Source organism: Parapedobacter indicus (genome assembly GCF_900113765.1).
Lineage (GTDB): Bacteria > Bacteroidota > Bacteroidia > Sphingobacteriales > Sphingobacteriaceae > Parapedobacter > Parapedobacter indicus.
This window is the reverse complement of record NZ_FOQO01000001.1, coordinates 189,120-211,338: the sequence shown is the minus strand read 5'-3', so window position 1 is coordinate 211,338 and position 22,219 is coordinate 189,120. Positions and strand designations below refer to the sequence as shown.

The following is a 22,219-nucleotide window of genomic DNA, read 5'->3' as shown; positions in this document are numbered from 1 at the left end:
GCCAGGCTTCTGGTTTTTGGTCTTTCGTGTTGGAAAAAGAACTGCCCTATTTCATTAGAATGACCCTCCTTCCTTCGATTCTGTAGTTAATGTTACCTGCCAGCGCAATATTGTCCAGTAGTTCGTTAATGGTTCGGTAACGAGATACGGTACCCCATAATTTCTTGTCGGCTACCGCGTCTTCATAGGTTACTTCGATGTCATACCAGCGTGCTACTTTGCGCATGATATCGGCAATACTTTCGTTGTTGAAAACAAACATTCCATTTTTCCATGCCAATATCTTGTCTCTGTCTGCCGGTTTTATCTGTATTTTCCCCTTTAAATCATTCACGGCCATTTCTCCGGGTTTCAACAATGTTTCCCGATTCTGGTAGGAAAGTTTGACGGCACCCTGAAGCAGCGTCGTCCGGATCGCGGCCGCATTGGCATAGGCATCTACATTAAATGCTGTGCCCAATACGTGGACGATTTGCCCGTTGCTGATGACTTTAAATGGCTTCGTATCATGGACAATTTCGAAATAAGCCTCTCCACTCAATTCAACCCACCGCTCATCGTCCGTGAACATCAACGGATAGCTGAGCGTGGAAGCCGCATTTAGCCATACGTGTGATCCATCCGATAAAACGACATTATATATTCCGCCGTTGGGCGTGGTCAACTGGTTTGTTCCGGTTACGCCGTTGCTTTCGCCCGCTGCAGATGTATAAACCAATTGTCCGTCATGTGTTTTTTGAATGGCCACTCCCCCATCCTCGGCCAGTTGTCCGTTGGCAGAATTTGTTAGCAGAATCGTATCTCCATTCGCCAACGTCAACGTAGCCCGATTTCCTCCGGCGACGATTGGTCCGGGTGTATTCGGGTTGGGTTCGCTAACAGGTAAGTGATCGCTATTGGTCAAATAATAACCAACAAGAGAGCCGCAAAAAAGAATGGCAGCCGCCGCCCACCATCGATAGACACGTCTTCCATAAGATCGCTTGGGCGTATAGATGCGTCGTTTAATTTGTTTATAAATTTCATCGGTTTCACTCCGCAGTTCCTTTGTTTCCCCTCCCTTCTCGATCAATTGCTGTTCGATGGCTTTTTTGATCTCCTCTGTATTCAAATCGCTGCCGAAGTGTGCCAGCAATTCTTCCAGTTCTTCGGGCGTACAGCGATTAGCCTGATATTTCCGTAATAGTGCTTCGAAGCGCCCCATAGGATCATTGGTTATATATGGGGAATACGAACCGGTGAAAAACAATAACTAGTCCGTTCGAAAAAAAGAATGATATTCAATTTATCTAATTGAATATCAACATTAAAATTTTAGGCTTTGCGAAACAACATATAGCAGGATCATCAACGAAACTTCTTTGTGATGGAGCAAAAAAGAACGTACTTTCCGATTCGCATTGACCATGTGGTTATTAACGGTAGCCAGCGAGATGCACAGCATATGACTGATTTCCTGGTGGCTTTTTCCTTCCAGTTTACTGAGTGTATATACCTTTCGACATTGTTCGGGTAACTGATTCACGGCGTTCACCAGCAACCCTTCCTGTTCTTTCGCCATCATATATTCTTCCACATGAGGATAGGATTCCAAGACAACATTCAGAAGCTCAACCCGTTTCTTCCTATCACGTGCAGTTTTTCGAAGGTAATCATAAACCAGGTTTCGAGCCATCGTAAACAAAAAAGCCTCGTAGGATTTACTTGGGTCAATGGAATGGCGATATTCCCATACCTTCACATAGAGGTCCTGAAGAATGTCACAGGAAACTTCTCGATCTTTTACTAAAGACCTGATATTAGCCAACAGCATATTGCTGTGCATATGATATAACTGCTCAAATGCACATTCACTGCCGTCACGAAGCTGCGAAAGTAATATCCTAATCTTACCCTCAGATTGCATAGCTAGCGTCTAAATGTGTGAAATCGCCGCTTATCGTTTATAATTGTTTAACAAACATAAAAAAAATCCAGGTATTAAATACACCCCCTCCCTAAAATACGCAGTCGCCAGGGAAACCGATGGATGAACAGCTGAAAAGTCCGCTTTTTTTTTAGTTTTGTAGAAACAATGATTTACCCGTGTTCAAGCCCATTACCATAAAAGACATCGCCCACGCGCTGGAACTTTCGCCCTCTACCGTTTCGCGGGCATTGAGTGATAGTTACGAGATCAACGAGGAAACAAAGAAACGTGTGATTGAATACGCCGAAAAGCACAATTACCGCCGTAACCCCATAGCTTCCAGCCTACGTCACGGCCGGAGCTACTCCATTGGCGTAGTAGTATGCGAAGTGGCCAATAGCTTTTTCTCACAGGCCATCGACGGCATTGAGTCGGTAGCCTACGGCAAAGGTTACCACGTCATTATTTCACAAAGCCACGATGCCTACGAACGCGAGGTGGTTAATATACAACACCTGGCCAACCGTGCGGTGGATGGATTACTGATTTCCATGTCGGCAGAGACCAAAGACTTCTCTCATATTCTAAAGCTGCATGAACAAGGACTGCCCATCGTCTTTTTTGATCGGGTAATTGATGATTTCGAAACCCATACCGTGACATCCGACAACCGGAAGGGCGCCAAACAGGCTACATTGTCCTTGATTGACCGGGGATTCAAAAAAATTGCCCATTTGGCCAATGCCCCGCATTTATCCATTACAGCCGAGCGTCTGGAAGGATATGAGGAAGCCTTGCGACAATGCGACATTCCCTTGGATGAGTCACTCATCCGCTATTGTCATCACGGCGGGCGCGTGCAAGAGGAAGTGGACGAAGCCGCTCGTTATTTTATTAACCTTAGGGAAAAACCTGACGCTATTTTTGTGGCCAGCGACCGCCTCAGCATGGGATGTCTCAGTGCCTACAACAAACTAATGCCTAGGGAATCCCACCCTGCCGTAGCCGGATTTTCCAATTCAGACGTGCTAGACCTGCTACAACCGGGTTTTACTTGCATTCGCCAACCTGCGTTTAAAATGGGCCAGGTAGCCATGGAGATGCTCATTCAACTGATTGAAAGCCGCTACCCGGTATACGATTTCGAAAACATCGTATTGGAAACGGAGCTGATACAACGATAAGGGGTACTTCGTATCCCTAACTTCTTATTTCGTATTTAAAACCGTACCTTTGCGCCCATGATTAATGTGTCCAACCTGTCGCTCCGTTATGGTAAGCGCGTATTGTTTGAAGATGTCAACCTGAAGTTTACACCCGGAAATTGCTATGGCATCATCGGTGCAAACGGTGCCGGCAAATCCACTTTCCTGAAGATCATCTCGGGCGATGTGGATCCCACCACCGGTTCGGTAAGCTTCACTCCCGGTGAGCGCATGGCCGTATTGAAGCAGGATCACTATGCATTTGACGAGTTCTCCGTCATCGAAACGGTGATGATGGGTCATAAAGAACTTTACGACATCATGAAGGAGAAAGACGCCATCTATGCCAAGGAGAATTTCTCAGACGCCGATGGCGAGCGTGCTGGTGAGCTGGAAGCCAAATTTGCAGAAATGGACGGTTGGAATGCAGAAAGTGATGCGGCAACGCTACTGAGCAACCTAGGTATTGATGAAGCGCTCCACTATAAGCTGGTAAAAGAGTTGGATGGTAATCAAAAGGTACGTGTATTATTGGCACAGGCACTTTTTGGCAGTCCGGATATTCTGCTGCTGGACGAGCCTACCAACGACTTAGATATAAATACCATCGCCTGGCTGGAGGATTTTCTTGCCGGTTACGAGGCCATCGTATTGGTCGTGTCGCACGACCGTCACTTCCTTGATTCCGTGTGTACCCACGTGGTGGACATCGACTTCGGTAAGATGAATATTTATACGGGTAATTACACCTTTTGGTATGAGTCCAGCCAATTAGCGTTGAAACAGCGTGCCGATCAGAATAAGAAGATGGAAGACAAGGTTAAGGAGCTGCAGGAGTTTATACGCCGCTTCAGTGCCAACGCGTCCAAATCGAAACAAGCTACCAGCCGGAAAAAAGCGCTGGAAAAAATCAACCTCGAAGAAATCAAGCCTTCGAACCGGAAATATCCCGCCATCATGTTCAATACGATGAATCGGGAGGCCGGCGACCAGATTCTGCAAGTTGAAAAACTTGGAAAAACGGTAAATGGCGAGGTGCTTTTCCGCGATGCAAACTTCATGGTGAACAAGGGCGATAAAATCGCTGTGCTTTCCCAGAACAGTTTGGCCACAACGGCTTTTTACGACATCCTTACCGGACGCGATACCGATCATGACGGCAGCTTCAAATGGGGTGTTACCATCAATATTGCCGATATTCCAATGGATAATACGGCGTATTTCGAAGGGAAAAACGAGAATCTTATCGACTGGTTGCGAGAATATGCCTCTGGCGAAAAAGACGAACAGTTCATCCGTGGCTTTCTCGGAAAAATGCTCTTCTCGGGCGAAGAGGTACTCAAGAAATGCTCGGTACTTTCCGGTGGCGAAAAGATGCGATGCATGTTCTCCCGCATGATGCTGCAGGGGGCGAATATGCTACTCTTCGATGAACCGACCAACCACCTCGATCTCGAATCGATTACCGCGCTCAACAACGGGATGAATGATTTCCGGGGCAGCATCCTGTTTACTTCACGTGACCATGAGCTGACCCAAACGGTGGCCAACCGTATCATCGAGTTGACGCCAAGTGGTATCATTGACAAGTTAATGAGTTATGACGACTACATCAATAGCGAGGCGGTGAAAGAGCAGCGGGAAGGGATGTACGCATCGGCATAGGCGTTGGTTACCTAAGTCGCTCTAACACACCTTTGCGTTTGACTATGTTCTTGTAGTCCCACTGGATGTCACGGGCTTTTTTGAGCCATCGTTTCAGATCGGTGGAATTGAGCTCTCTTGCGGCCGTGTAACGGATTTCAGCTGCTTGAAATTTTCCTTCCTTTTTCAGAAGGGGTTCGTCAAACGATTGGCCGCTCCAGAACATCAGGTTGATACCATCTTTGCGCTTGGCGTATCCTACAACTGGATTTCCAGCTAAGAACCAAACGGGGTGACCGTGCCATTTTTTCCCTTCTGCTTCAGGAAGCTGAGCGCTGATTTCCATATACAGAAGATTTGCGATTTCACGATCTTCGCCTTGCAGAAAAGCGTGATATGTTTGGATCGATTCGTTCATCATATACAAACTTAGATAAATTCGTTTTATATGCAATATAATTGCGTTGCATATAAAACGAATTATTCATAGCGTATTCGTCTTGAATGGCATTCATGAGCGCTTCGCGGTTTGTCGATCTCTCCTCCGCCGTTGAGAGACCGCTTTTATCGAGGAAATATATACGGATTCGGGATACCAACAAGAAAGACAAACAAAGATACGAGCCTATTGTTAATTTGGTTAATAAGTCTGCTATGTCTATACTTGCAGGAGAATCAATCCCATCGTTAATGAAATTTTCCCTTCGAATCCTGTGTATTTTGTCGTTGGTAAGTTCGGTGGCGGATGCCGTAGCCGAGGATCCCGAATGGGTATCTTATGTAGGAGTACGCAAACTGGATATCCCGGATAAGCTGTTCAACGTGGCTGACTATGGGGCAATCCCCGATGGAACTACACTCAACACCGCTGCGATTCAAGCCGCTATCGACGCCAGTGCCGCGCAGGGCGGCGGGATAGTGATATTCAATAAGGGAAAATACCTAACTGGGTCACTTTACCTAAAAAGTGGCGTGCAGCTACAGGTTGACGAGGGAGTGGAATTGCTGGGAAGCCAGAATTTGGCCGATTATCCGGAAATTCCTACGCGTGTAGCGGGTATCGAAATGATGTGGCCATCCGCACTGATTAATATTCTTCACCAAAAAAATGCCGCCGTAACAGGCGGTGGTGTCATCGATGGCCAGGGAAAACCTTTTTGGGATGCGTATTGGGCGCTGCGCGATGACTATGACCGGAAGAAACTGCGTTGGATTGTTGATTATGACGCCAAGCGGCCACGGACACTGCTTGTAGATGGATGCTGGGATATTTTAATTGAAGATGTGACATTCAAAAGAGCTGGATTTTGGACCGTCCACATCCTGTATTCGTCGTACGTAACCGTCGACGGGATCACCATACGGAATAACATCGGCGGACATGGCCCCAGTACCGACGGTATTGACATCGATTCCTCTTCTTGGATATTAATTCAAAATGCAGACATCGATTGCAACGACGACAATTTCTGTCTCAAGGCAGGTAGGGATTGGGATGGGCTCCGCGTAAACCGCCCGACGGAATACGTATTGGTACAACATTGCGTCTCCCGCAATGGAGCCGGACTTATCACCTTCGGCAGCGAAACATCCGGTAGCATGCGTCATATTATCGCCCGTCACCTGAAAGCGCTGGGCACGCGTACCGGTATCCGGTTCAAATCCGCCACCACCCGGGGCGGTGTGGTGGAAGATGTCCATTTCGAGCATATTACAATGGACAGCGTGGGGATCGCCCTTGAAATTACTTCCAATTGGTATCCATCCTATAGCTATGCTTCGCTGCCGAAGCATTACTCCATCCACGAGGTACCGGATTATTGGGTGACCATACTCGAACCGGTGGTTCCCAAAGAGCGAGGTATTCCTGTTTTCCGGGATATTTCTATCTCCCACCTCACGGCAAAAAACATCCAACAAGCATTCCATGCAGAGGGATTAAAAGAGCGTCCGTTGCAGCGGTTTTTTTTCGAAAATATCTACATCGGAGCCAGCGAAGCTGGATCCATCAAGTATGCCGAAGATTGGGATTTTCATGGAGTAACCATCGACGCAAAACGCCGCCGGAAAATACAGATAAAACAGTCGAAAAATGTAGCCTTGTGATATCAATGCACAAACAATCCCACGGTAATGAACACGTTGTGCTGGCTAAAGACCTTTCCGGAAAATCGGGAATCAAATTGCTGGAATCCATATCCGGCACTGAATTGGAGATCGGACCCTTCTACCAGTAAATGGGAATACGTGATACCCGCCTTGCCCATAAATCCTTTGAAATAATCTGCGCCTATGCTCGGGGCATATCCTGCATCGGCCACCACACCAAAGGTACCCAGTGGCGATAGCCGGGCAAATGGCACTCTGAAATCAACAAATATGGGCAACGTGCTGATCCGTCGCGTCGAACGGCTACCATCTGCCAAATCCGAGCGCCCCCGGTATACATCATTACCAATCCCCAACCCCAGGTACATCCGGTCGTAAAAATTACGGCCAAAAGCAAACTGGAACTGATAGCCATGCATCGCCGATTGGTCGCTGGTAGTAGACAGGCCAAACATACCTCCTGCCTGCAGGACCGTATAGGTTCCGCGCCGTTGTGCCTGAATCGGAAGACAAAAACAAAAGATCAAAAAAGCGAGTACAAACAGATGCTTATTCATTCGTTAATGGAGGATTTTATAAACCAATTCCTTGAGTAGATCGCCCGGTTCAACATTCACTGCATTCAGGCCCTTCGACTTTAGGTCATATTCACGTAGATAGGCGATAATGTCGAACGTTTTACGACGGTTATAGCTGCGGGCTGCCAGATCGTATTCCCGCGTGAAAAACGGGTGGACCCCCAACTCCCGCGCCACTAGTTGGGGTGACTTATCCGGCAGGTAGTGGTATTTCAGTATTTTGGTAAAATAACCAGCCATCGCGCCCAATATCACCTGTATTGGATTGCTTCGCGGATTGGCTGCAAAATAGGAGACGATTTGAAACGCTTTGACGGCATCCCGCTTGGCCAATGCCGTATTCAATTCAAACACATTAAAATCTTTGCTGATACCGATATTGCGTTCGATATCCTGCGCGGAAATCTCCCGCTCTTTGGGAACGTTGAGCATCAGCTTTTCCAATTCGTTCACTACTTTTGAGAGGTCGTTACCCAGGTATTCGGCCATCATTGCCGCAGCCTGCGGATGTATCCCCCACCCACGATCCTTCACAAACGAGGCTATCCACGGCGCCACTTTGTCGTCGTACAGTTTGGCCGATTCAAGCACGATGCCAACTTTTTCCGCGACTTTGTAAATCTTTTTCCGTTTGTCGAATTTTCCATGTTTATGGGCAAGCACCAATACGGTGCTTTTCATCGGGTTTTCCAAATAGGCCAGTAATAAGTCATCGTCGCCTTTCCATCTGAGATTCTGGGCTTCTTTGACAATAATGACCTGATGATTGCCTAGCATTGGATACCGCTTGGCCGCATTCACCAAGGTTACAAAATCGGTATCTTTGCCGTATAGGATTGTTTGGTCGAATCCCTTTTGGGCTTCCTCCAGCACATGTTGCTCAATGTAATCGCTGATCTGATCAATGTAATAGGGTTCCTCCCCGTGCAGCAGGTATACAGGAAGCAACTTCCCGTTTTTTATGTCGGCTATAATCTTAGTAGCATCCATTTTTTTCTCCCAAAGGTGTAACGTCGCAAAGCGGCTTTCTTAGCGATATTGCCCTGAACCCTTTCACGCCGCCAAATTAAACATAATTTTAAGTTTTACACGTAACTTCCCTAAGTTTGCAGTATGTTTATCCCGATACCGCTGAATCTACCGGCATATGCAGCAAAGATCCAACAGGATGGCGAAAAGTCGTATATATTCGATGAACTGCGCAAAAAGCAGCTGGTGCTTACGCCCGAAGAATGGGTACGGCAGCATTGGGTACAACACCTCATTCGCGCAAAGCGTTGTCCCAAGTCGCTCATCAAACTGGAGGGTGGGCTCAAAGTCAACACCATGCCTCGCCGGAGTGATTTGGTAGTCTACGATACAGGGGGAAATAAGATTTTACTTGCAGAATTCAAGGCACCCTCTGTAAAAATTACCCAAGCGGCGTTTGAACAGATCGCCCGGTATAACACCGTTCACCGCATTCCGTTTTTGCTGGTGAGTAACGGTCTGCAGCATTACTATTGCCGCATTGATTTCGAGCAGCGTTCCTTTGAATTTCTCGCTGACCTTCCCGATTTCGGCACACCTTTCACCACCTAATCAAAAACCGACACGCTGACAGCAAACCACCGGGCATTTTGGCAGTCCAACCCAGTTAAGTGCCGATGGCCCGATGTTTGTCGCAACGATTAAATACCGTCCCACTAGGTAAAAATTTGAACAAATTCACATATATTAGCGGAATTAATCAGAATAACATGAGTATCGATAAAAAGGAATTCAGAAAATATGCAATCAAACACCACCGGATTGGCAGCCAACATGTAGACAGCTTTATCTCCCGCGTGGAACATAAGATGCCTACATCACTCACGCCTTATATCATCGAAGAGCGTCAGTTGAATGTGGCACAAATGGACGTGTTTTCCCGCCTGATGATGGACCGGATTATCTTTTTAGGAGATGCCGTGACCGATCAAGTGGCCAATATTATCCAGGCGCAACTGCTCTTTCTTCAATCTGCAGATGCCCATCGGGACATTCAGATTTACATCAATTCGCCGGGTGGAAGTGTATACGCTGGCTTGGGCATCTACGATACCATGCAGTACATCACGCCCGACGTTGCCACCATCTGTACCGGTATGGCAGCTTCCATGGGAGCAGTCTTGCTCTGCGCCGGAGCTAAAGGTAAACGTGCGGCGTTGACACACTCGCGGGTGATGATTCACCAACCTTCTGGGGGTGCACAGGGGGTAGCATCGGACATGGAAATCAATCTCCGTGAGATGCTGAAATTGAAAAAAGAATTGTACGAAATAATCTCGCACCATTCGGGAAAACCTTATGATTGGGTGGAAAAATCGTCGGATCGCGACTACTGGATGACGTCTTCGGAAGCCAAGGAACACGGCATGGTAGATGAGGTGCTGAGTTCCAAAAAGGAAAAATAAAAATGGCGAAAAACATGAAAGAAGTGACCTGCTCATTTTGCGGCATACGGAAACAGGATGCATTGATGCTCATCGCGGGCGACGGTGCACACATATGTGACCGCTGTATCACCCAAGCCGGTGAGATTCTGGCCGAGGAGATGAACCTGCGCAAAAGCAAGGCGCTGCAAACGACATTGAAGCTGATACGGCCCATCGAAATTAAGGAGCACCTTGACCAATATGTGATTGGACAGGACGACGCCAAAAAGGTTATGGCGGTATCGGTATATAACCACTATAAGCGGCTTAACCAAAAAGTAGACAAAGATGAAATTGAGATTGAAAAATCCAATATCATCATGGTGGGTGAAACGGGTACGGGAAAAACCCTCTTGGCAAAGACCATTGCTAAAATTCTGAATGTACCGTTCTGCATCTGCGATGCTACGGTGCTGACGGAAGCGGGTTACGTGGGCGAAGATGTGGAAAGTATCCTCACCCGTCTGCTGCAAGCTGCCGATTACGACGTGGCCGCCGCCGAGCGCGGAATCATCTACATCGACGAAATTGACAAAATCGCTCGCAAAAGCGACAATCCGTCCATCACACGTGATGTCTCCGGCGAGGGAGTACAGCAGGCATTACTGAAAATCCTGGAAGGCACCATCGTAAATGTGCCCCCGCAGGGTGGTCGCAAACACCCCGATCAAAAAATGATCGCCGTCAACACGAATAACATTCTGTTCATGTGCGGCGGTGCGTTTGATGGCATTCAGAAGAAGATAGCCAACCGGTTGCGCACCCAAACCATCGGGTACAAAGTCAACAAGGAAGACACCGATATCGATGTTAACAATCTTTATAAGTATATCACACCGCAAGACTTAAAAAATTACGGTTTAATTCCGGAGCTAATCGGAAGATTGCCTGTATTGACGTACCTTAATCCACTCGACAAAACAACGCTTCTGAACATACTTACTGAACCCAAAAATGCGCTCATCAAGCAATACAAGAAATTGTTTGATTACGAGGGTGTGACGCTCAAATTTGACGAGGATGTTTTCGAGTTCATCGTCGATAAGGCCGAAGAATTTAAGCTGGGAGCGCGCGGACTCCGGTCCATTTGCGAAGCGATTATGCTGGATGCCATGTTTGAAATGCCTTCTACCAAAACTAAAAATGAGTCGAAAGAGTTCTACATATCGCTGGAATATGCTAAACACAAATTTGAAAAATCTGATTTGAAAAAGCTGAAAGCGGCATAATAAGGGAGGCCCGCCATGGCAGCAAAAAAGGCAACACCGGTACAAAGTCCGATCAAACCGGGCTTGAAATCCAAGGAGGATATCGTAAATAACTGGCTACCCCGGTACACGAGTCGCTCCTTGGATCAATTCGGGAAGTACATTTTGCTGACCAATTTCTCCAATTATGTGAAGCTCTTTTCCGAGATGCATGATAACGCACCCATCCTGGGATTGGACAAGCCCATGCAAAGCGTGACCGCCGAAGGTATCACCATCATCAATTTCGGAATGGGCAGCCCCATGGCGGCAACGATTATGGATTTGCTGTCGGCCATCGCGCCCAAAGCGGTATTATTCCTTGGCAAGGCCGGAGGGCTCAAGAAAAAAAACAAAATCGGCGATCTCGTATTGCCGATTGCCGCTATCCGGGGTGAGGGGACGTCAAACGACTACTTTCCGCCCGAAGTACCAGCCCTGCCAGCATTTGCATTACAAAAGGCAATCTCTACAACCATAAGGGATCACTCACTGGATTATTGGACTGGAACCGTTTACACAACTAACCGGCGGGTGTGGGAGCACGATAAGGACTTCAAACGGTACCTCAAGCGCATTCGCGCCATGCTGGTGGATATGGAAACAGCCACCATATTTTCCGTTGGATTTGCCAACAAAATTCCCACCGGAGCTCTCCTTCTTGTTTCGGACCAGCCCATGATTCCCGAAGGTGTGAAAACGGTAGAGAGCGATTCGAGCGTAACCGCTGAGTTTGTAGAAACACACCTTACCATTGGGATCGAATCATTGCGGCAGCTCATCAACGACGGACTGACGGTAAAACACCTGAAATTTTAATCGTTCTGCGATGTGGTACAACAACATATTGGAAACCATCGGCAATACTCCCCTTGTTAGGCTCAACAACATCACAAAAGATGTCAAAGGCACCATACTGGTGAAAGTGGAAACCACGAACCCGGGAAATTCCATCAAGGACCGTATGGCGGTAAAGATGATTGAAGATGCTGAAAAGGCTGGGTTACTCAAACCCGGGGGAACCATCATTGAAGGCACATCCGGCAATACCGGTATGGGGCTGGCGATCGCAGCGGTGATCAAGGGGTATAAATGTATCTTCACAACGACCGATAAGCAATCCAAGGAAAAGATCGATGCCTTGCGCGCTTTCGGCGCGGAAGTGATTGTCTGCCCCACTAATGTAGACCCCGAAGATCCCCGCTCGTACTATTCGGTATCCAGCCGTTTAGAAAGAGAAACCCCCAACTCATGGAAAGCCAATCAATACGACAACCTGTCCAACACGCAGGCACATTATGAACAAACCGGCCCCGAAATATGGAAACAAACCGAAGGCCGGATTACGCATTTGATTGTTGGTGTAGGCACCGGCGGAACCATCAGTGGAGCCGGACGGTACTTGAAAGAAAGGAACCCCGGCATCCAAGTCTGGGGGATCGACTCCTATGGATCGGTCTTCAAGAAATATAAAGAGACGGGAATATTTGATAAGGAGGAAATCTATCCGTACATCACGGAGGGCATCGGGGAAGACTTCCTACCTAAGAATGTAGACTTCGATGTGATCGACCTATTCGAGAAAGTGACCGATAAAGATGCGGCCCTGATGACGCGGGAAATTGCTCGCAGAGAAGGAATTTTTGCCGGCAATTCTGCCGGAGCTGCCGTGGCTGGGTTGCTTCAATTGCGTGAACGGCTCGACAGCAATTCGGTGGTCGTCATCATCCTGCATGACCATGGATCGCGCTACATGGGCAAAATGTACAACGAAGACTGGCTCCGTGAACGTGGCTTTCTCAAAGATGAAAAATTGACTGCACAAGCCATTCTTAGAAAGCGGGGTAATGTGCCGATTGTGATGGCTGATGTTGAACAGTCGGTTTTGGAAACATTCAACCTGATGAAAACACTCAACATTTCGCAAATACCCGTAACTCAGCAAGGCATGGTGATCGGTAAGGTCACAGAAGCCGACATCTTGCATGCCCTGTTGGAGAATCCTACCCTGAAATCAGCGCGGGTGGAAGAAATCTGTACCCAATCTTTTCCTTTCGTAGATCTCCTCACATCAATCGACAAGATATCAGCACTTATCCACAAAGACAATCAAGCGGTATTGGTGGAGGATGAATACGGCAAAATCAACATCATTACCCAATACGATATCATCAACGCAATTTCAGGATACTAAAAAACCCCGGGCAAAGCTCCGGGGTTCATCATATTGTTTGGCAAAAATCCGTTACGGATTCGTTTAGGCTTTGGCTACCAACGTTACCTTCAAATTGATTTCCTTGCTGATTAAATCGTCTGCCTGTCCAGCGTAATTCACACCCCAGTCTTCACGGGCAATATTAAAATCAGCGGTTGCTTTGATTGAGGTATCGGAAGCTTCTTGTACATGCGCATCAAACGTAATGTTCTTGCTCACGCCGCGAATGGTCAAATTGCCTGAAACCTTAACAACACCGGCTTCCGCTCCCGGTTCTACACCAGTAATCTCGAAGGTGGCTTCCGGATGGTTCTCAACATCGAAAAAGTCGGCCGATTTCAAATGGCCTTCCAATTTCCCTTTGTACTCACCATCGAGATCGTGGTTGGTGATGGTCGTCAGATCCGCCACAAAATTACCTCCCGTCAGTTGACCGTTTTCTACCGTCAACGAACCGGATTTTATTTTCACGGTTCCGTGATGCTGGCCACTGACCTTACGTCCCGTCCATGCCAATTCCGAGGCACTGGTATCTACCGTCAATGCATTGCCGGCTCCTACGGTTTCTGTTGTTTCTACATGATCGGTAGTTTCCGCCTTGTTTCCTTCTGGGTTGCTTACACACGACGCTAATACCAACGCCCCTGCTGCTACTGATAAAACTAATTTTTCCATGGATTTGAAATGATTAAGTAATAGATGGCTAAACATTTATTTGACGCAAAAATATAAAAGCGATTGTAATTTCCGATACCTATCGGCAAAATTAACAATTAATCGACAAAAAAGTTTTAATGCAAGGATGGATTCGAGTCAATCCGGCGGATGTTGGCCCCTACTGCCTGCAACCGCTTTTCAATATCCTGATAGCCCCGTTCAATCTGTTCAATATTATGAATGACAGATTTTCCCTGTGCCGATAATGCGGCAATCAACAGGGAGACACCGGCGCGGATATCCGGGGAAGTCATTTCAATTCCACGCAACTTAAATGCTTTGTTAAGGCCGATTACGGTGGCCCTGTGCGGATCACACAGAATAATCTGCGCACCCATGTCGATCAGTTTGTCGACAAAAAACAACCGGCTTTCAAACATCTTCTGATGGATCAAGACATTGCCCTTGGCTTGTGTAGCCACAACCAGCACGATACTAAGTAAATCGGGCGTAAAACCTGGCCAGGGCGCATCTGCCACTGTGAGAATTGAGCCATCGATAAAGGTATCGATTTCGTAACTGGTTTGATGCGGGATGTAAATATCGTCGCCCCTCAGTTCAAACTGGATTCCGAGTTTGGAGAAAACGGACGGAATGATGCCTAATTCCTGAAAATGTACATCTTTAATGGTAATTTCGGATTCAGTCATCGCCGCAAGTCCGATGAACGAACCGATCTCAATCATATCGGGCAACATGCGGTGTTCAGTTCCCCCCAAATGGTCTACCCCTTCGATGGTCAACAGATTTGAACCAATACCGGTAATCTTCGCACCCATCCGGTTAAGCATTTTACATAATTGCTGCAGATAAGGTTCACACGCTGCATTATAAATAGTTGTTGTTCCTTTAGCCAACACGGCTGCCATGACAACGTTAGCGGTACCGGTTACGGACGCCTCATCCATCAAAATGTACGTGCCGGTTAAATTAGTTGCATCTACATTGAAGAAGTGAGTGGCAGCATCGTAATGGAAGCGCGCACCCAATTTTTCAAAGCCGAGAAAATGAGTATCCAGTCTCCGACGTCCAATCTTATCACCACCGGGCTTTGGGATGGCCGCTTTTCCAAATCGCGCCAGTAACGGTCCCACAATCATAATAGACCCACGCAAGCCGCTGCCTTTACTTTTGAACGCCTCCGATTTGAAATATTCCAGGTTAATATCTTTTGCCCGGAACACGTAGGTATCCCCGCTTCGGCGGTCTACCTCGACTCCCAGCTCACCAAGAAGCTCAATCAATTTATTAACGTCCTTGATGTCGGGAACATTACTCACGGTCACCGCTTCTTCTGTCAGCAAGACGGCCGACAAAATCTGTAGCGCTTCATTTTTCGCACCTTGGGGAATAATTTCGCCGGTTAACGGGTTGCCCCCATGTATTTCGAATGCATTCAATGCTTCTTCTTTTTCTTTTGGGGTTGTTGTTTTTTATTCTTCCCGTTGTTGTTCTGCTGGGTGGCACCCCCTTTGGTGCGGCTACCTGGAGGCGGCGTTTTGAAATCAAGCTTGGTTAAGCTTACATCGGGTCCAAGCTGCAATTCGCCGTTGGACAATTCGCCAAGGTCCGTGATAATCAAATCGTCTTCTACGGAATCTTTATTCCAGGTCATATACGCCATTTTCATGAAATTGGCGATGGCCTGGGTCATGCTCTTTTTCTTTTCCGGATCGGCGATTTTCCGGGCACGTTCAATCATCTTTTCGATGGTATGCCCATAATGCTTATACCGGATACGATGCTGCGGATATTCAAGCAGTTCCGGTTTGGGGTGAATGGCTGTCCGATCAGGAGTTGGATAAGGTGAGTCTACGTCGATCTTGAAGTCCGATATAATGTGTAGGTGATCCCATAATTTATGCTTGAAATCGGCTACATCTCGAAGATGCGGATTGAGGAATCCCATCATGTCGATCACGACTTGGGCATGGCGGTTACGCTCTTCCTTGGTCGGTAATGCACAGATGTAATCTACCATGTTCTGCACATTTCGGCCGTACTCCGCCAAAATCAGCTTCGGTCGTGTACTGTTATAATCAAAATTCATTTCCATACTTTTTATCTATCGTTTATGCTTACCCAACGATCCTCAATTTGGCAAATTTAAGCAACAATTGTTTCTGTCCCAATTCCCGGAAGAAAATAGTTGCCTTTACCTCGTTTTTACTTCCTTCCAGGTTGATTACCTTCCCAAATCCAAACCGTTCGTGTTCCACTTCCATGCCCACCTGCAGATTGCCGGTATCTGAAGGAGCAAACCCAGGGGTAGGCGTATGCGCCTTGGGCAAAATAGCCGTAGTTTTCGGTGGTACTTTGGGCTTGGGCTTGGTAAAGACATCCCGCTGCCCCCAAGCTTGGCGTTCATCGGCAAACGAAGCCGAGCTTTCAGATACGGACCGCGGTTTGAAATCCAATTCGAGATAAGCAGGGTTCAGTTCATCCAGAAACCGGCTGGGTTCGCAATTATTCAGCGTGCCCCAGCGGTACCGTGAGGTAGCGTAACTCAGCGTCAGCTTTTTCTCAGCACGGGTAACCGCCACATAAAAAAGGCGCCGTTCTTCCTCCAGCTCACTGCGTGAGTTGAGCGATAACTGCGAAGGAAACAGATTTTCTTCCAGTCCCACGATAAATACGTGCGGAAATTCCAATCCTTTGGAAGAATGGATGGTCATAAGCGACACCGTATCGGCGTTGGGATCTTTGTCGTTGTCGTCGTTGGTAAGTAAGGCAATATCCTGCATAAATACATCCAGTCCCTTTTCTTCGATATCTTCCCGTTCGCTGAACTCCTTAATTCCATTGAGCAACTCCTGAATGTTTTCGTAGCGGCTTAATCCTTCCACCGACTTATCGTCATACAAGTCCTTCAAGATACCCGAATGCTGTGCGATGTGCATGGCGGCTTCAAAAGCCGAATGGCGGTTAGACACTACCTGAAATCCTTGTATCATCGTAGCAAATACGCCCACAGCCCCCGCGCTTCTCCCATCCAAGTAGGTTGACGCCTGGCTGATGACATCCCAAAGTGTAAGCTGATGTTGATCGGCAGCTATTAGAATACGATCCACGGTGGTATCCCCAATTCCGCGGCGCGGGTAATTAATCACCCGTTTGATCGCTTCTTCATCGTTCGGGTTGAATGTCAACCTAAAATAGGCAATTAGATCTTTAATTTCTTTTCGTTGGTAAAAAGAGGTTCCTCCGTAAATTTTATAGGGAATACTGATTTTACGGAGTGCTTCTTCCATGGCCCGTGACTGCGCATTCGTACGATACAGAATAGCAAAATCACGATATTTCCCCCCCTGAAGTGCTCGTTCCTGGGCAATGGATTCCGCTACGATCTTACCTTCTTCGTTATCACTGAAAGCTCGGCATACCTTAATTTTTTCGCCGGTTTCATTCTCCGAGAACACTTCCTTTTTGAGCTGGCTTTTGTTATTGGCGATGATGCTGTTGGCCGCGTTTACGATATTCTGTGTAGAACGGTAATTCTGCTCCAGCTTGAAGACCTTTAGGTCGGGGTAATCTTTTTCGAAGTTGAGGATGTTTTGGATATTGGCTCCGCGAAAGGCATAGATACTTTGTGCGTCGTCGCCCACCACACAGATATTTTCGTTGATCGCGGCCAGTTTACGGACAATGAGGTATTGGGAAAAGTTGGTATCCTGATACTCATCCACCATTAAGTACTTGAATTTGTGCTGATACTTATGCAGCACGTCGGGATATTCCCGAAATAGCACATTGGTTTTGAACAAAAGGTCGTCAAAATCCATGGCCCCTGCTTTGTAGCACCGTTGGGTATACGCAAGGTAGATCTGCCCCAGCTGTCCCCGTCCATTGGAGAAATCCTCAGCCTGTATTTGCTCATTGCTGCTATACTCCTGCGCAGAAATCAGGTTGTTCTTGGCCGATGATATGCGGTTGTAAACAAAGCTTGCGTTGTACAGCTTGTCATCCAGTTGCATCTCCTTAAGGATGCTACGGATGAGGCTCTTGCTGTCGTCCGTATCGTAGATCGTAAAATTGCGCGGATACCCGATATGCTCGGCCTCCACCCGCAGTATCTTTGCAAATACGGAGTGAAAGGTACCCATCCAGATATTTTTAGCCTCATCGCCCACCACCTTCATAATGCGTTCGCGCATTTCCTTGGCAGCCTTGTTGGTAAAGGTGAGCACCAAAACATTAAACGGATCGACCCCTCGCCGCACCAGGTGAGCTACCCGATATGTAATGACACGTGTCTTGCCGGAACCCGCTCCGGCCACAATCATGACCGGCCCTTCGGTTTGCTCTACTGCGGCCCGTTGTGACGGGTTTAAACCTGCTAAATAATCCAAAATCCTATTCCTCTTCTGTCGTTTCTGATTGAGGCGTAAAGGTACGAAATTATCAGCATAGCTGAAACAGCTTTCGGAAGTCGGAGGTCAGTTTTCGGCTTTCGGAGGTCGCTTCGGGGGCCGGTCAATGGCTGTTAGCTGACAGCTGTTAGCCGATAGCCCCGCTAAAATGGCGAATCATCATTCATATCATTCATCCGTGACTGCCGGATGATGCTACCCTGCTGCTCGAACGAGGTCGACGGGGCCATGCCCGACGAAAACGAACCGGAATCGGGTGGGTTGCCACCGCCAAAGGAAAAGTCGTCTTCCAGATCGGCAAATTTCACATATTTACCTACAAAGCGGAGTTGTACCGTCCCGGTTTCACCGTTCCGGTGCTTGGCGATGATGACCTCTCCCACACCGGCTGTCGGGCGCCCGGCCTCATCTTCGGTAAGCCCGTAATATTCAGGTCGATATAAAAACAGCACCATATCAGCGTCCTGTTCAATGGAGCCGGATTCGCGCAAATCCGACAGCATGGGGCGTTTACTCCCACCCGGTCGGCTCTCCACGGCACGGCTTAGCTGTGAAAGTGCCAGAACCGGGATGTTCAGCTCCTTTGCGACTGACTTTAATGAACGGGAAATACTGCCGATCTCCTGTTCGCGGTTTCCCCCTTTGCCATCGTTTTTTCCGTGCATCAGTTGCAGGTAATCCACAATCACCATCTGAATATCGTATTGGGCTTTCAGCCTGCGGCATTTGGCACGGAATTCAAAAATGTTGAGTGCGGGTGTGTCGTCGATCAACAACGGTGCCTGGGTAAGTCGCCCGATGCGAGAATGGAGCTGTGTCCACTCGTGATCTGCCAGGTTGCCTTTCCGCAGTTTTTCCTGCTCGATTTCCGTTTCACCGGCAATCAAGCGGTTTACCAACTGTACGGATGACATTTCGAGTGAAAACACGGCTACCGGTTTGTCATGGTCTACCGCTGCATTGCGTGCACAGCTCAGGACAAAAGCCGTCTTACCCATCGCCGGCCGGGCCGCGATGATTACCAGGTCGGAGGGCTGCCAGCCCGACGTCATCCGGTCCAGCTCCGTAAATCCCGAAGGCACACCGGTAAGGCCATCGGTACGGTCACGGAGCGTTTCCAACGCTTCCACGGCCTCCCGCATGATGTCATCCATTTTCCGCGTATCCCGTCTCAAGTTGTTTTGTGCAATATCAAACAGGCTCTTTTCGGCATGATCCATCAAATCGAAAATATCCGTTGTATCCTCGTATGCATTATTGATAATTTCTGTGGATACTTTGATGAGCTCACGTTGAATGTACTTTTGAGAAATGATGCGGGCGTGATACTCGATATTAGCAGCAGACACGACCCGATCCGTCAGCTGGGTAATGTAATAGGCACCTCCCACCAGCTCCAATGCGCCCATTTTGCGCAATTCGGCTGTCACGGTAAGCAGATCAATCGGAGAAGTCTTCTGAAAGAGGTTATAGATCGCCTCAAAAATCTTTTGATGAGCTTCTACGTAGAACGTTTCGGGCTTGAGAATGTCAATGACTTCGCTGAGCGCATTTTTCTCCAGCATCAGTGCCCCCAATACCGCTTCTTCCAGATCGACCGCCTGGGGGGGTAATTTCCCCAATCCGCTCACCAGGTTATTCAACCGTGTACGTCGTTCTGCGAACGTACCCCGGGAAGAATTAACGGCTTGGTTGGAGGCATATTCATTCTCGTTATTCATATACTATATCGTCATTAAAAAATGATGGTAGAATCGAAACCGCGGCTTATCACCGGCTGCTGCTCCCAAAACCAGCAGAGCAAATGTAGGGATTTTTGACAGCCACATGCAGACAAGTTCTGAACAGCCTTTTCACAATGCATTTTTCACAAATCCTTTTCGCCTGAAACAGGCTTGATTAGCAAGATAGGTTATTAACATCAACTGTGCAAAAATTGTTAAAAAAATAAAACAGCCTCTCTGAGCCAATTAGTTAACTAAGTGTTAACAACTTTACAAACTGTTAATATACAAAATGAAAAGCAAAAATGCACAATAAAAATGGATACGCAGCCCCACTTGGTTTAAGACCAATTGATTATCAAACCCTAGCACAAAAATCCTTAACGATTACTTAACAATAATAGGTTGCTAAGGCGCGGATTTGCGGAACCGCGAAACCGTAACGTCGGGAATCCGCAATTTTGCAAAACCACAACTTCGCATATTAATCTTATCTTTGCCTACCATGGCGACATCCGAAACAGTAAAGCCTTACAACGACAACGACGCAGACAAGAAGCAGCAGGTGGCAAATATGTTTGACAATATATCGGGCACCTACGATTTCCTCAATCATTTTCTATCACTTGGCATTGATATCATCTGGCGAAAAAAAGCAATTCGAACGCTCAAGGCAGTCCGGCCTCAGTACATACTGGATGTTGCCACGGGCACAGGTGATTTTGCGTTGGAAGCACTCCGTATGCTGAATCCGCGAAAAATTATCGGTGTTGATATTTCCCAGGGCATGCTAGATGTCGCGAGGGAAAAAATAGCTAAAAAAGGGCTTGGAGACCGGTTTGAGGTTACATTAGGCGATTCAGAAAACCTTCCTTTCGCTACCGACACGTTTGATGCAGTCACGGTTGCTTTTGGCGTCCGCAATTTCGAGCATCTTGAAAAGGGCCTTACAGATATCTGCCGAGTGCTGAAGCCTGGCGGGAAAGCGGTGATCCTCGAATTTTCAAAACCGAGAAAATTCCCTGTCAAGCAGCTTTACCATTTTTACTTCAACCATGTTACACCGCGTATTGGCAAAATGTTCTCAAAAGATCATCGTGCGTATAGTTACTTGCCCGAGTCAGTCGCCCAGTTTCCAGACGGGCAAAAATTCACCGATATTCTCCGCCGCGCAGGTTTCAGCCAGGCGGTAAGTCGTCCGCAGACGTTCGGCATCTGTACCCTCTATATCGGCACGAAATGAATTTTGCCTCCCCGATATTAGCCACGTGCGTTACCGGGCTGCTGATGGCAGCCCTTCCTGTCCATGCCCAACAAAAATTTCAGCGGTGGGGTGGCGGTGTAGACGACGAAACATTACATTTCGGGTTCAGTTTCCATTATGTAACTGCAGATTATAAGATCGCTCTGAAACCTGATTGGCAGCTACCTTATTCAGATGAGCCCAATAGTTCATTTTCCGCAGACTCCCTATACGGTGTATATTCTCCATTTTCCAGCGGAGTGGGTCTGGGATTATTGGCGGATGTTAAACTGACTGAAAACCTAAATATAAGGTTTACCCCATCCCTGGTCTTTTCCAATAAGATGGTTAATTACCGCTATACACCCATCCAGAATAATCCTCACGAACGAGAACTCGAAGCGCCCGTACGGGCATCTTACATCGATCTCCCGTTGCTACTAAAGTTCAAGTCAGATCGGAAGGGTAATTACCGCGGCTATCTCATTGGTGGAGGCAAGTACTCTGTCAATGTATTATCTGGCAAAGCAACAGATGATTCGCAATTAACAGGGACGGAAAAGCGGTTAAAAACCAAACCCGGTTACTTTTCGTACGAGGCCGGCATCGGGTTTGATATATATTTCGATTTTTTCAAGATGTCTCCCGAAGTTAGGTGGGTACAAAGCATTGGTAACTTACTGGATGCTCGGGAGCGCAATATGTATAATAATCCAATTGATCGGCTGACCTTGCGGAACTTCCAAATCAGCTTATTTTTTGAGTAACCCGGTTCATTTGAAATGAGTGGCAAATTTAACTA

At 47.4% G+C, this 22,219-nt stretch carries 20 protein-coding genes; 10 read left to right on the top strand and 10 right to left on the bottom strand.

Going from position 1 to position 22,219, the window contains the following annotated elements; all coding sequences use genetic code 11:
• Positions 1 to 46: 46 nt before the first annotated feature.
• Positions 47 to 1,204 carry a FecR family protein gene (locus BMZ56_RS00830; RefSeq protein WP_143072811.1) on the bottom strand — a complete coding sequence of 386 codons (1,158 nt, stop codon included), beginning with the start codon at positions 1,202 to 1,204 and terminating at the stop codon, positions 47 to 49.
• A gap of 102 nt (positions 1,205 to 1,306) precedes the next feature.
• Complete coding sequence (locus tag BMZ56_RS00825) at positions 1,307 to 1,906, bottom strand: RNA polymerase sigma factor (RefSeq protein ID WP_090622723.1); 600 nt, start codon at positions 1,904 to 1,906, stop codon at positions 1,307 to 1,309.
• Positions 1,907 to 2,085: 179 nt separating this feature from the next.
• Between BMZ56_RS00825 and BMZ56_RS00820 the strand changes: the two genes are divergently transcribed.
• A complete protein-coding gene (locus BMZ56_RS00820) occupies positions 2,086 to 3,093 on the top strand; it encodes a LacI family DNA-binding transcriptional regulator (protein ID WP_090622719.1) in 1,008 nt (335 codons plus the stop codon).
• Positions 3,094 to 3,150: 57 nt separating this feature from the next.
• Positions 3,151 to 4,779: an ABC-F family ATP-binding cassette domain-containing protein gene (locus BMZ56_RS00815; RefSeq protein ID WP_090622715.1), complete on the top strand. Its 1,629-nt coding sequence runs from the start codon at positions 3,151 to 3,153 to the stop codon at positions 4,777 to 4,779.
• Positions 4,780 to 4,786: 7 nt separating this feature from the next.
• On the opposite strand, the gene BMZ56_RS00810 is transcribed toward BMZ56_RS00815, so the two are convergent.
• Positions 4,787 to 5,179, bottom strand: coding sequence for a DUF1801 domain-containing protein (locus BMZ56_RS00810; RefSeq protein ID WP_245893023.1), 393 nt, complete (start codon positions 5,177 to 5,179; stop codon positions 4,787 to 4,789).
• Positions 5,180 to 5,448: 269 nt separating this feature from the next.
• On the opposite strand from BMZ56_RS00810, the gene BMZ56_RS00805 reads away from it, so the two are divergent.
• Positions 5,449 to 6,864, top strand: a complete 1,416-nt coding sequence (locus BMZ56_RS00805; RefSeq protein ID WP_090622707.1) for a glycoside hydrolase family 28 protein — start codon at positions 5,449 to 5,451, stop codon at positions 6,862 to 6,864.
• 2 nt (positions 6,865 to 6,866) lie between these two features.
• Here the strand turns inward: BMZ56_RS00805 and BMZ56_RS00800 are convergent, their stop codons facing one another.
• Together BMZ56_RS00800 and holA are read right to left on the bottom strand one after the other, a co-directional pair.
• Complete coding sequence (locus BMZ56_RS00800; RefSeq protein ID WP_090622703.1) at positions 6,867 to 7,424, bottom strand: hypothetical protein; 558 nt, start codon at positions 7,422 to 7,424, stop codon at positions 6,867 to 6,869.
• Between the two features lie 3 nt (positions 7,425 to 7,427).
• Positions 7,428 to 8,435, bottom strand: coding sequence for a DNA polymerase III subunit delta (gene holA / locus BMZ56_RS00795; RefSeq protein ID WP_090622695.1), 1,008 nt, complete (start codon positions 8,433 to 8,435; stop codon positions 7,428 to 7,430).
• A 123-nt stretch (positions 8,436 to 8,558) separates the two neighbouring features.
• Here holA and BMZ56_RS00790 point away from each other — a divergent pair, with 123 nt between their 5' ends.
• From BMZ56_RS00790 to BMZ56_RS00770, 5 genes are all read left to right on the top strand, one after another.
• Positions 8,559 to 9,026: a type I restriction enzyme HsdR N-terminal domain-containing protein gene (locus tag BMZ56_RS00790; protein WP_090622691.1), complete on the top strand. Its 468-nt coding sequence runs from the start codon at positions 8,559 to 8,561 to the stop codon at positions 9,024 to 9,026.
• Positions 9,027 to 9,184: 158 nt separating this feature from the next.
• A complete protein-coding gene (clpP, locus tag BMZ56_RS00785) occupies positions 9,185 to 9,880 on the top strand; it encodes an ATP-dependent Clp endopeptidase proteolytic subunit ClpP (protein ID WP_090622687.1) in 696 nt (231 codons plus the stop codon).
• A gap of 2 nt (positions 9,881 to 9,882) precedes the next feature.
• Positions 9,883 to 11,130, top strand: a complete 1,248-nt coding sequence (clpX, locus tag BMZ56_RS00780) for an ATP-dependent Clp protease ATP-binding subunit ClpX (protein WP_090622683.1) — start codon at positions 9,883 to 9,885, stop codon at positions 11,128 to 11,130.
• A gap of 15 nt (positions 11,131 to 11,145) precedes the next feature.
• A complete protein-coding gene (locus BMZ56_RS00775) occupies positions 11,146 to 11,967 on the top strand; it encodes an AMP nucleosidase (protein WP_090622679.1) in 822 nt (273 codons plus the stop codon).
• A 10-nt stretch (positions 11,968 to 11,977) separates the two neighbouring features.
• A complete protein-coding gene (locus BMZ56_RS00770) occupies positions 11,978 to 13,342 on the top strand; it encodes a pyridoxal-phosphate dependent enzyme (RefSeq protein WP_090622675.1) in 1,365 nt (454 codons plus the stop codon).
• Positions 13,343 to 13,405: 63 nt separating this feature from the next.
• Here BMZ56_RS00770 and BMZ56_RS00765 read toward each other — a convergent pair whose 3' ends face one another.
• The 5 genes from BMZ56_RS00765 to dnaB all read right to left on the bottom strand — a co-directional run bounded on the left by BMZ56_RS00765 (position 13,406) and on the right by dnaB (position 20,171).
• Positions 13,406 to 14,038 (bottom strand): YceI family protein, encoded by a 633-nt coding sequence (locus BMZ56_RS00765; RefSeq protein WP_090624382.1) that lies wholly within the window; start codon positions 14,036 to 14,038, stop codon positions 13,406 to 13,408.
• A gap of 116 nt (positions 14,039 to 14,154) precedes the next feature.
• Entirely contained in the window at positions 14,155 to 15,480 is a 1,326-nt protein-coding gene (gene murA / locus BMZ56_RS00760; RefSeq protein ID WP_090622671.1) for a UDP-N-acetylglucosamine 1-carboxyvinyltransferase, read from the bottom strand.
• Positions 15,477 to 16,130, bottom strand: coding sequence for a DUF4290 domain-containing protein (locus tag BMZ56_RS00755; protein ID WP_090624380.1), 654 nt, complete (start codon positions 16,128 to 16,130; stop codon positions 15,477 to 15,479). The genes murA and BMZ56_RS00755 overlap by 4 nt, the downstream gene beginning before the upstream one ends.
• Before the next feature lie 28 nt (positions 16,131 to 16,158).
• Positions 16,159 to 18,429, bottom strand: coding sequence for an ATP-dependent helicase (locus BMZ56_RS00750; RefSeq protein WP_090622668.1), 2,271 nt, complete (start codon positions 18,427 to 18,429; stop codon positions 16,159 to 16,161).
• A gap of 164 nt (positions 18,430 to 18,593) precedes the next feature.
• Entirely contained in the window at positions 18,594 to 20,171 is a 1,578-nt protein-coding gene (dnaB, locus tag BMZ56_RS00745) for a replicative DNA helicase (protein WP_090622665.1), read from the bottom strand.
• Between the two features lie 508 nt (positions 20,172 to 20,679).
• Between dnaB and ubiE the strand changes: the two genes are divergently transcribed.
• Entirely contained in the window at positions 20,680 to 21,417 is a 738-nt protein-coding gene (gene ubiE, locus BMZ56_RS00740; protein ID WP_090622662.1) for a bifunctional demethylmenaquinone methyltransferase/2-methoxy-6-polyprenyl-1,4-benzoquinol methylase UbiE, read from the top strand.
• A complete protein-coding gene (gene porT / locus BMZ56_RS00735) occupies positions 21,414 to 22,184 on the top strand; it encodes a type IX secretion/gliding motility protein PorT/SprT (protein WP_090622660.1) in 771 nt (256 codons plus the stop codon). Before ubiE ends, porT begins: the two co-directional genes overlap by 4 nt.
• The last annotated feature ends 35 nt before the right edge of the window (positions 22,185 to 22,219 follow it).

Bases quoted from the DNA above. Each gene is read 5' to 3' on its own strand.
- clpP (WP_090622687.1), top strand. From the start codon at position 9,185: ATGAGTATCGATAAAAAGGAATTCAGAAAATATGCAATCAAACACCAC.
- BMZ56_RS00805 (WP_090622707.1), top strand. From the start codon at position 5,449: ATGAAATTTTCCCTTCGAATCCTGTGTATTTTGTCGTTGGTAAGTTCG.
- porT (WP_090622660.1), top strand. From the start codon at position 21,414: ATGAATTTTGCCTCCCCGATATTAGCCACGTGCGTTACCGGGCTGCTG.
- BMZ56_RS00825 (WP_090622723.1), bottom strand. From the start codon at position 1,906: ATGCAATCTGAGGGTAAGATTAGGATATTACTTTCGCAGCTTCGTGAC.
- BMZ56_RS00770 (WP_090622675.1), top strand. From the start codon at position 11,978: ATGTGGTACAACAACATATTGGAAACCATCGGCAATACTCCCCTTGTT.
- BMZ56_RS00790 (WP_090622691.1), top strand. From the start codon at position 8,559: ATGTTTATCCCGATACCGCTGAATCTACCGGCATATGCAGCAAAGATC.
- BMZ56_RS00815 (WP_090622715.1), top strand. From the start codon at position 3,151: ATGATTAATGTGTCCAACCTGTCGCTCCGTTATGGTAAGCGCGTATTG.
- clpX (WP_090622683.1), top strand. From the start codon at position 9,883: ATGGCGAAAAACATGAAAGAAGTGACCTGCTCATTTTGCGGCATACGG.
- BMZ56_RS00765 (WP_090624382.1), bottom strand. From the start codon at position 14,038: ATGGAAAAATTAGTTTTATCAGTAGCAGCAGGGGCGTTGGTATTAGCG.
- BMZ56_RS00830 (WP_143072811.1), bottom strand. From the start codon at position 1,204: ATGGGGCGCTTCGAAGCACTATTACGGAAATATCAGGCTAATCGCTGT.
- holA (WP_090622695.1), bottom strand. From the start codon at position 8,435: ATGGATGCTACTAAGATTATAGCCGACATAAAAAACGGGAAGTTGCTT.
- dnaB (WP_090622665.1), bottom strand. From the start codon at position 20,171: ATGAATAACGAGAATGAATATGCCTCCAACCAAGCCGTTAATTCTTCC.
- BMZ56_RS00810 (WP_245893023.1), bottom strand. From the start codon at position 5,179: ATGATGAACGAATCGATCCAAACATATCACGCTTTTCTGCAAGGCGAA.
- BMZ56_RS00755 (WP_090624380.1), bottom strand. From the start codon at position 16,130: ATGAATTTTGATTATAACAGTACACGACCGAAGCTGATTTTGGCGGAG.
- ubiE (WP_090622662.1), top strand. From the start codon at position 20,680: ATGGCGACATCCGAAACAGTAAAGCCTTACAACGACAACGACGCAGAC.
- BMZ56_RS00775 (WP_090622679.1), top strand. From the start codon at position 11,146: ATGGCAGCAAAAAAGGCAACACCGGTACAAAGTCCGATCAAACCGGGC.
- BMZ56_RS00800 (WP_090622703.1), bottom strand. From the start codon at position 7,424: ATGAATAAGCATCTGTTTGTACTCGCTTTTTTGATCTTTTGTTTTTGT.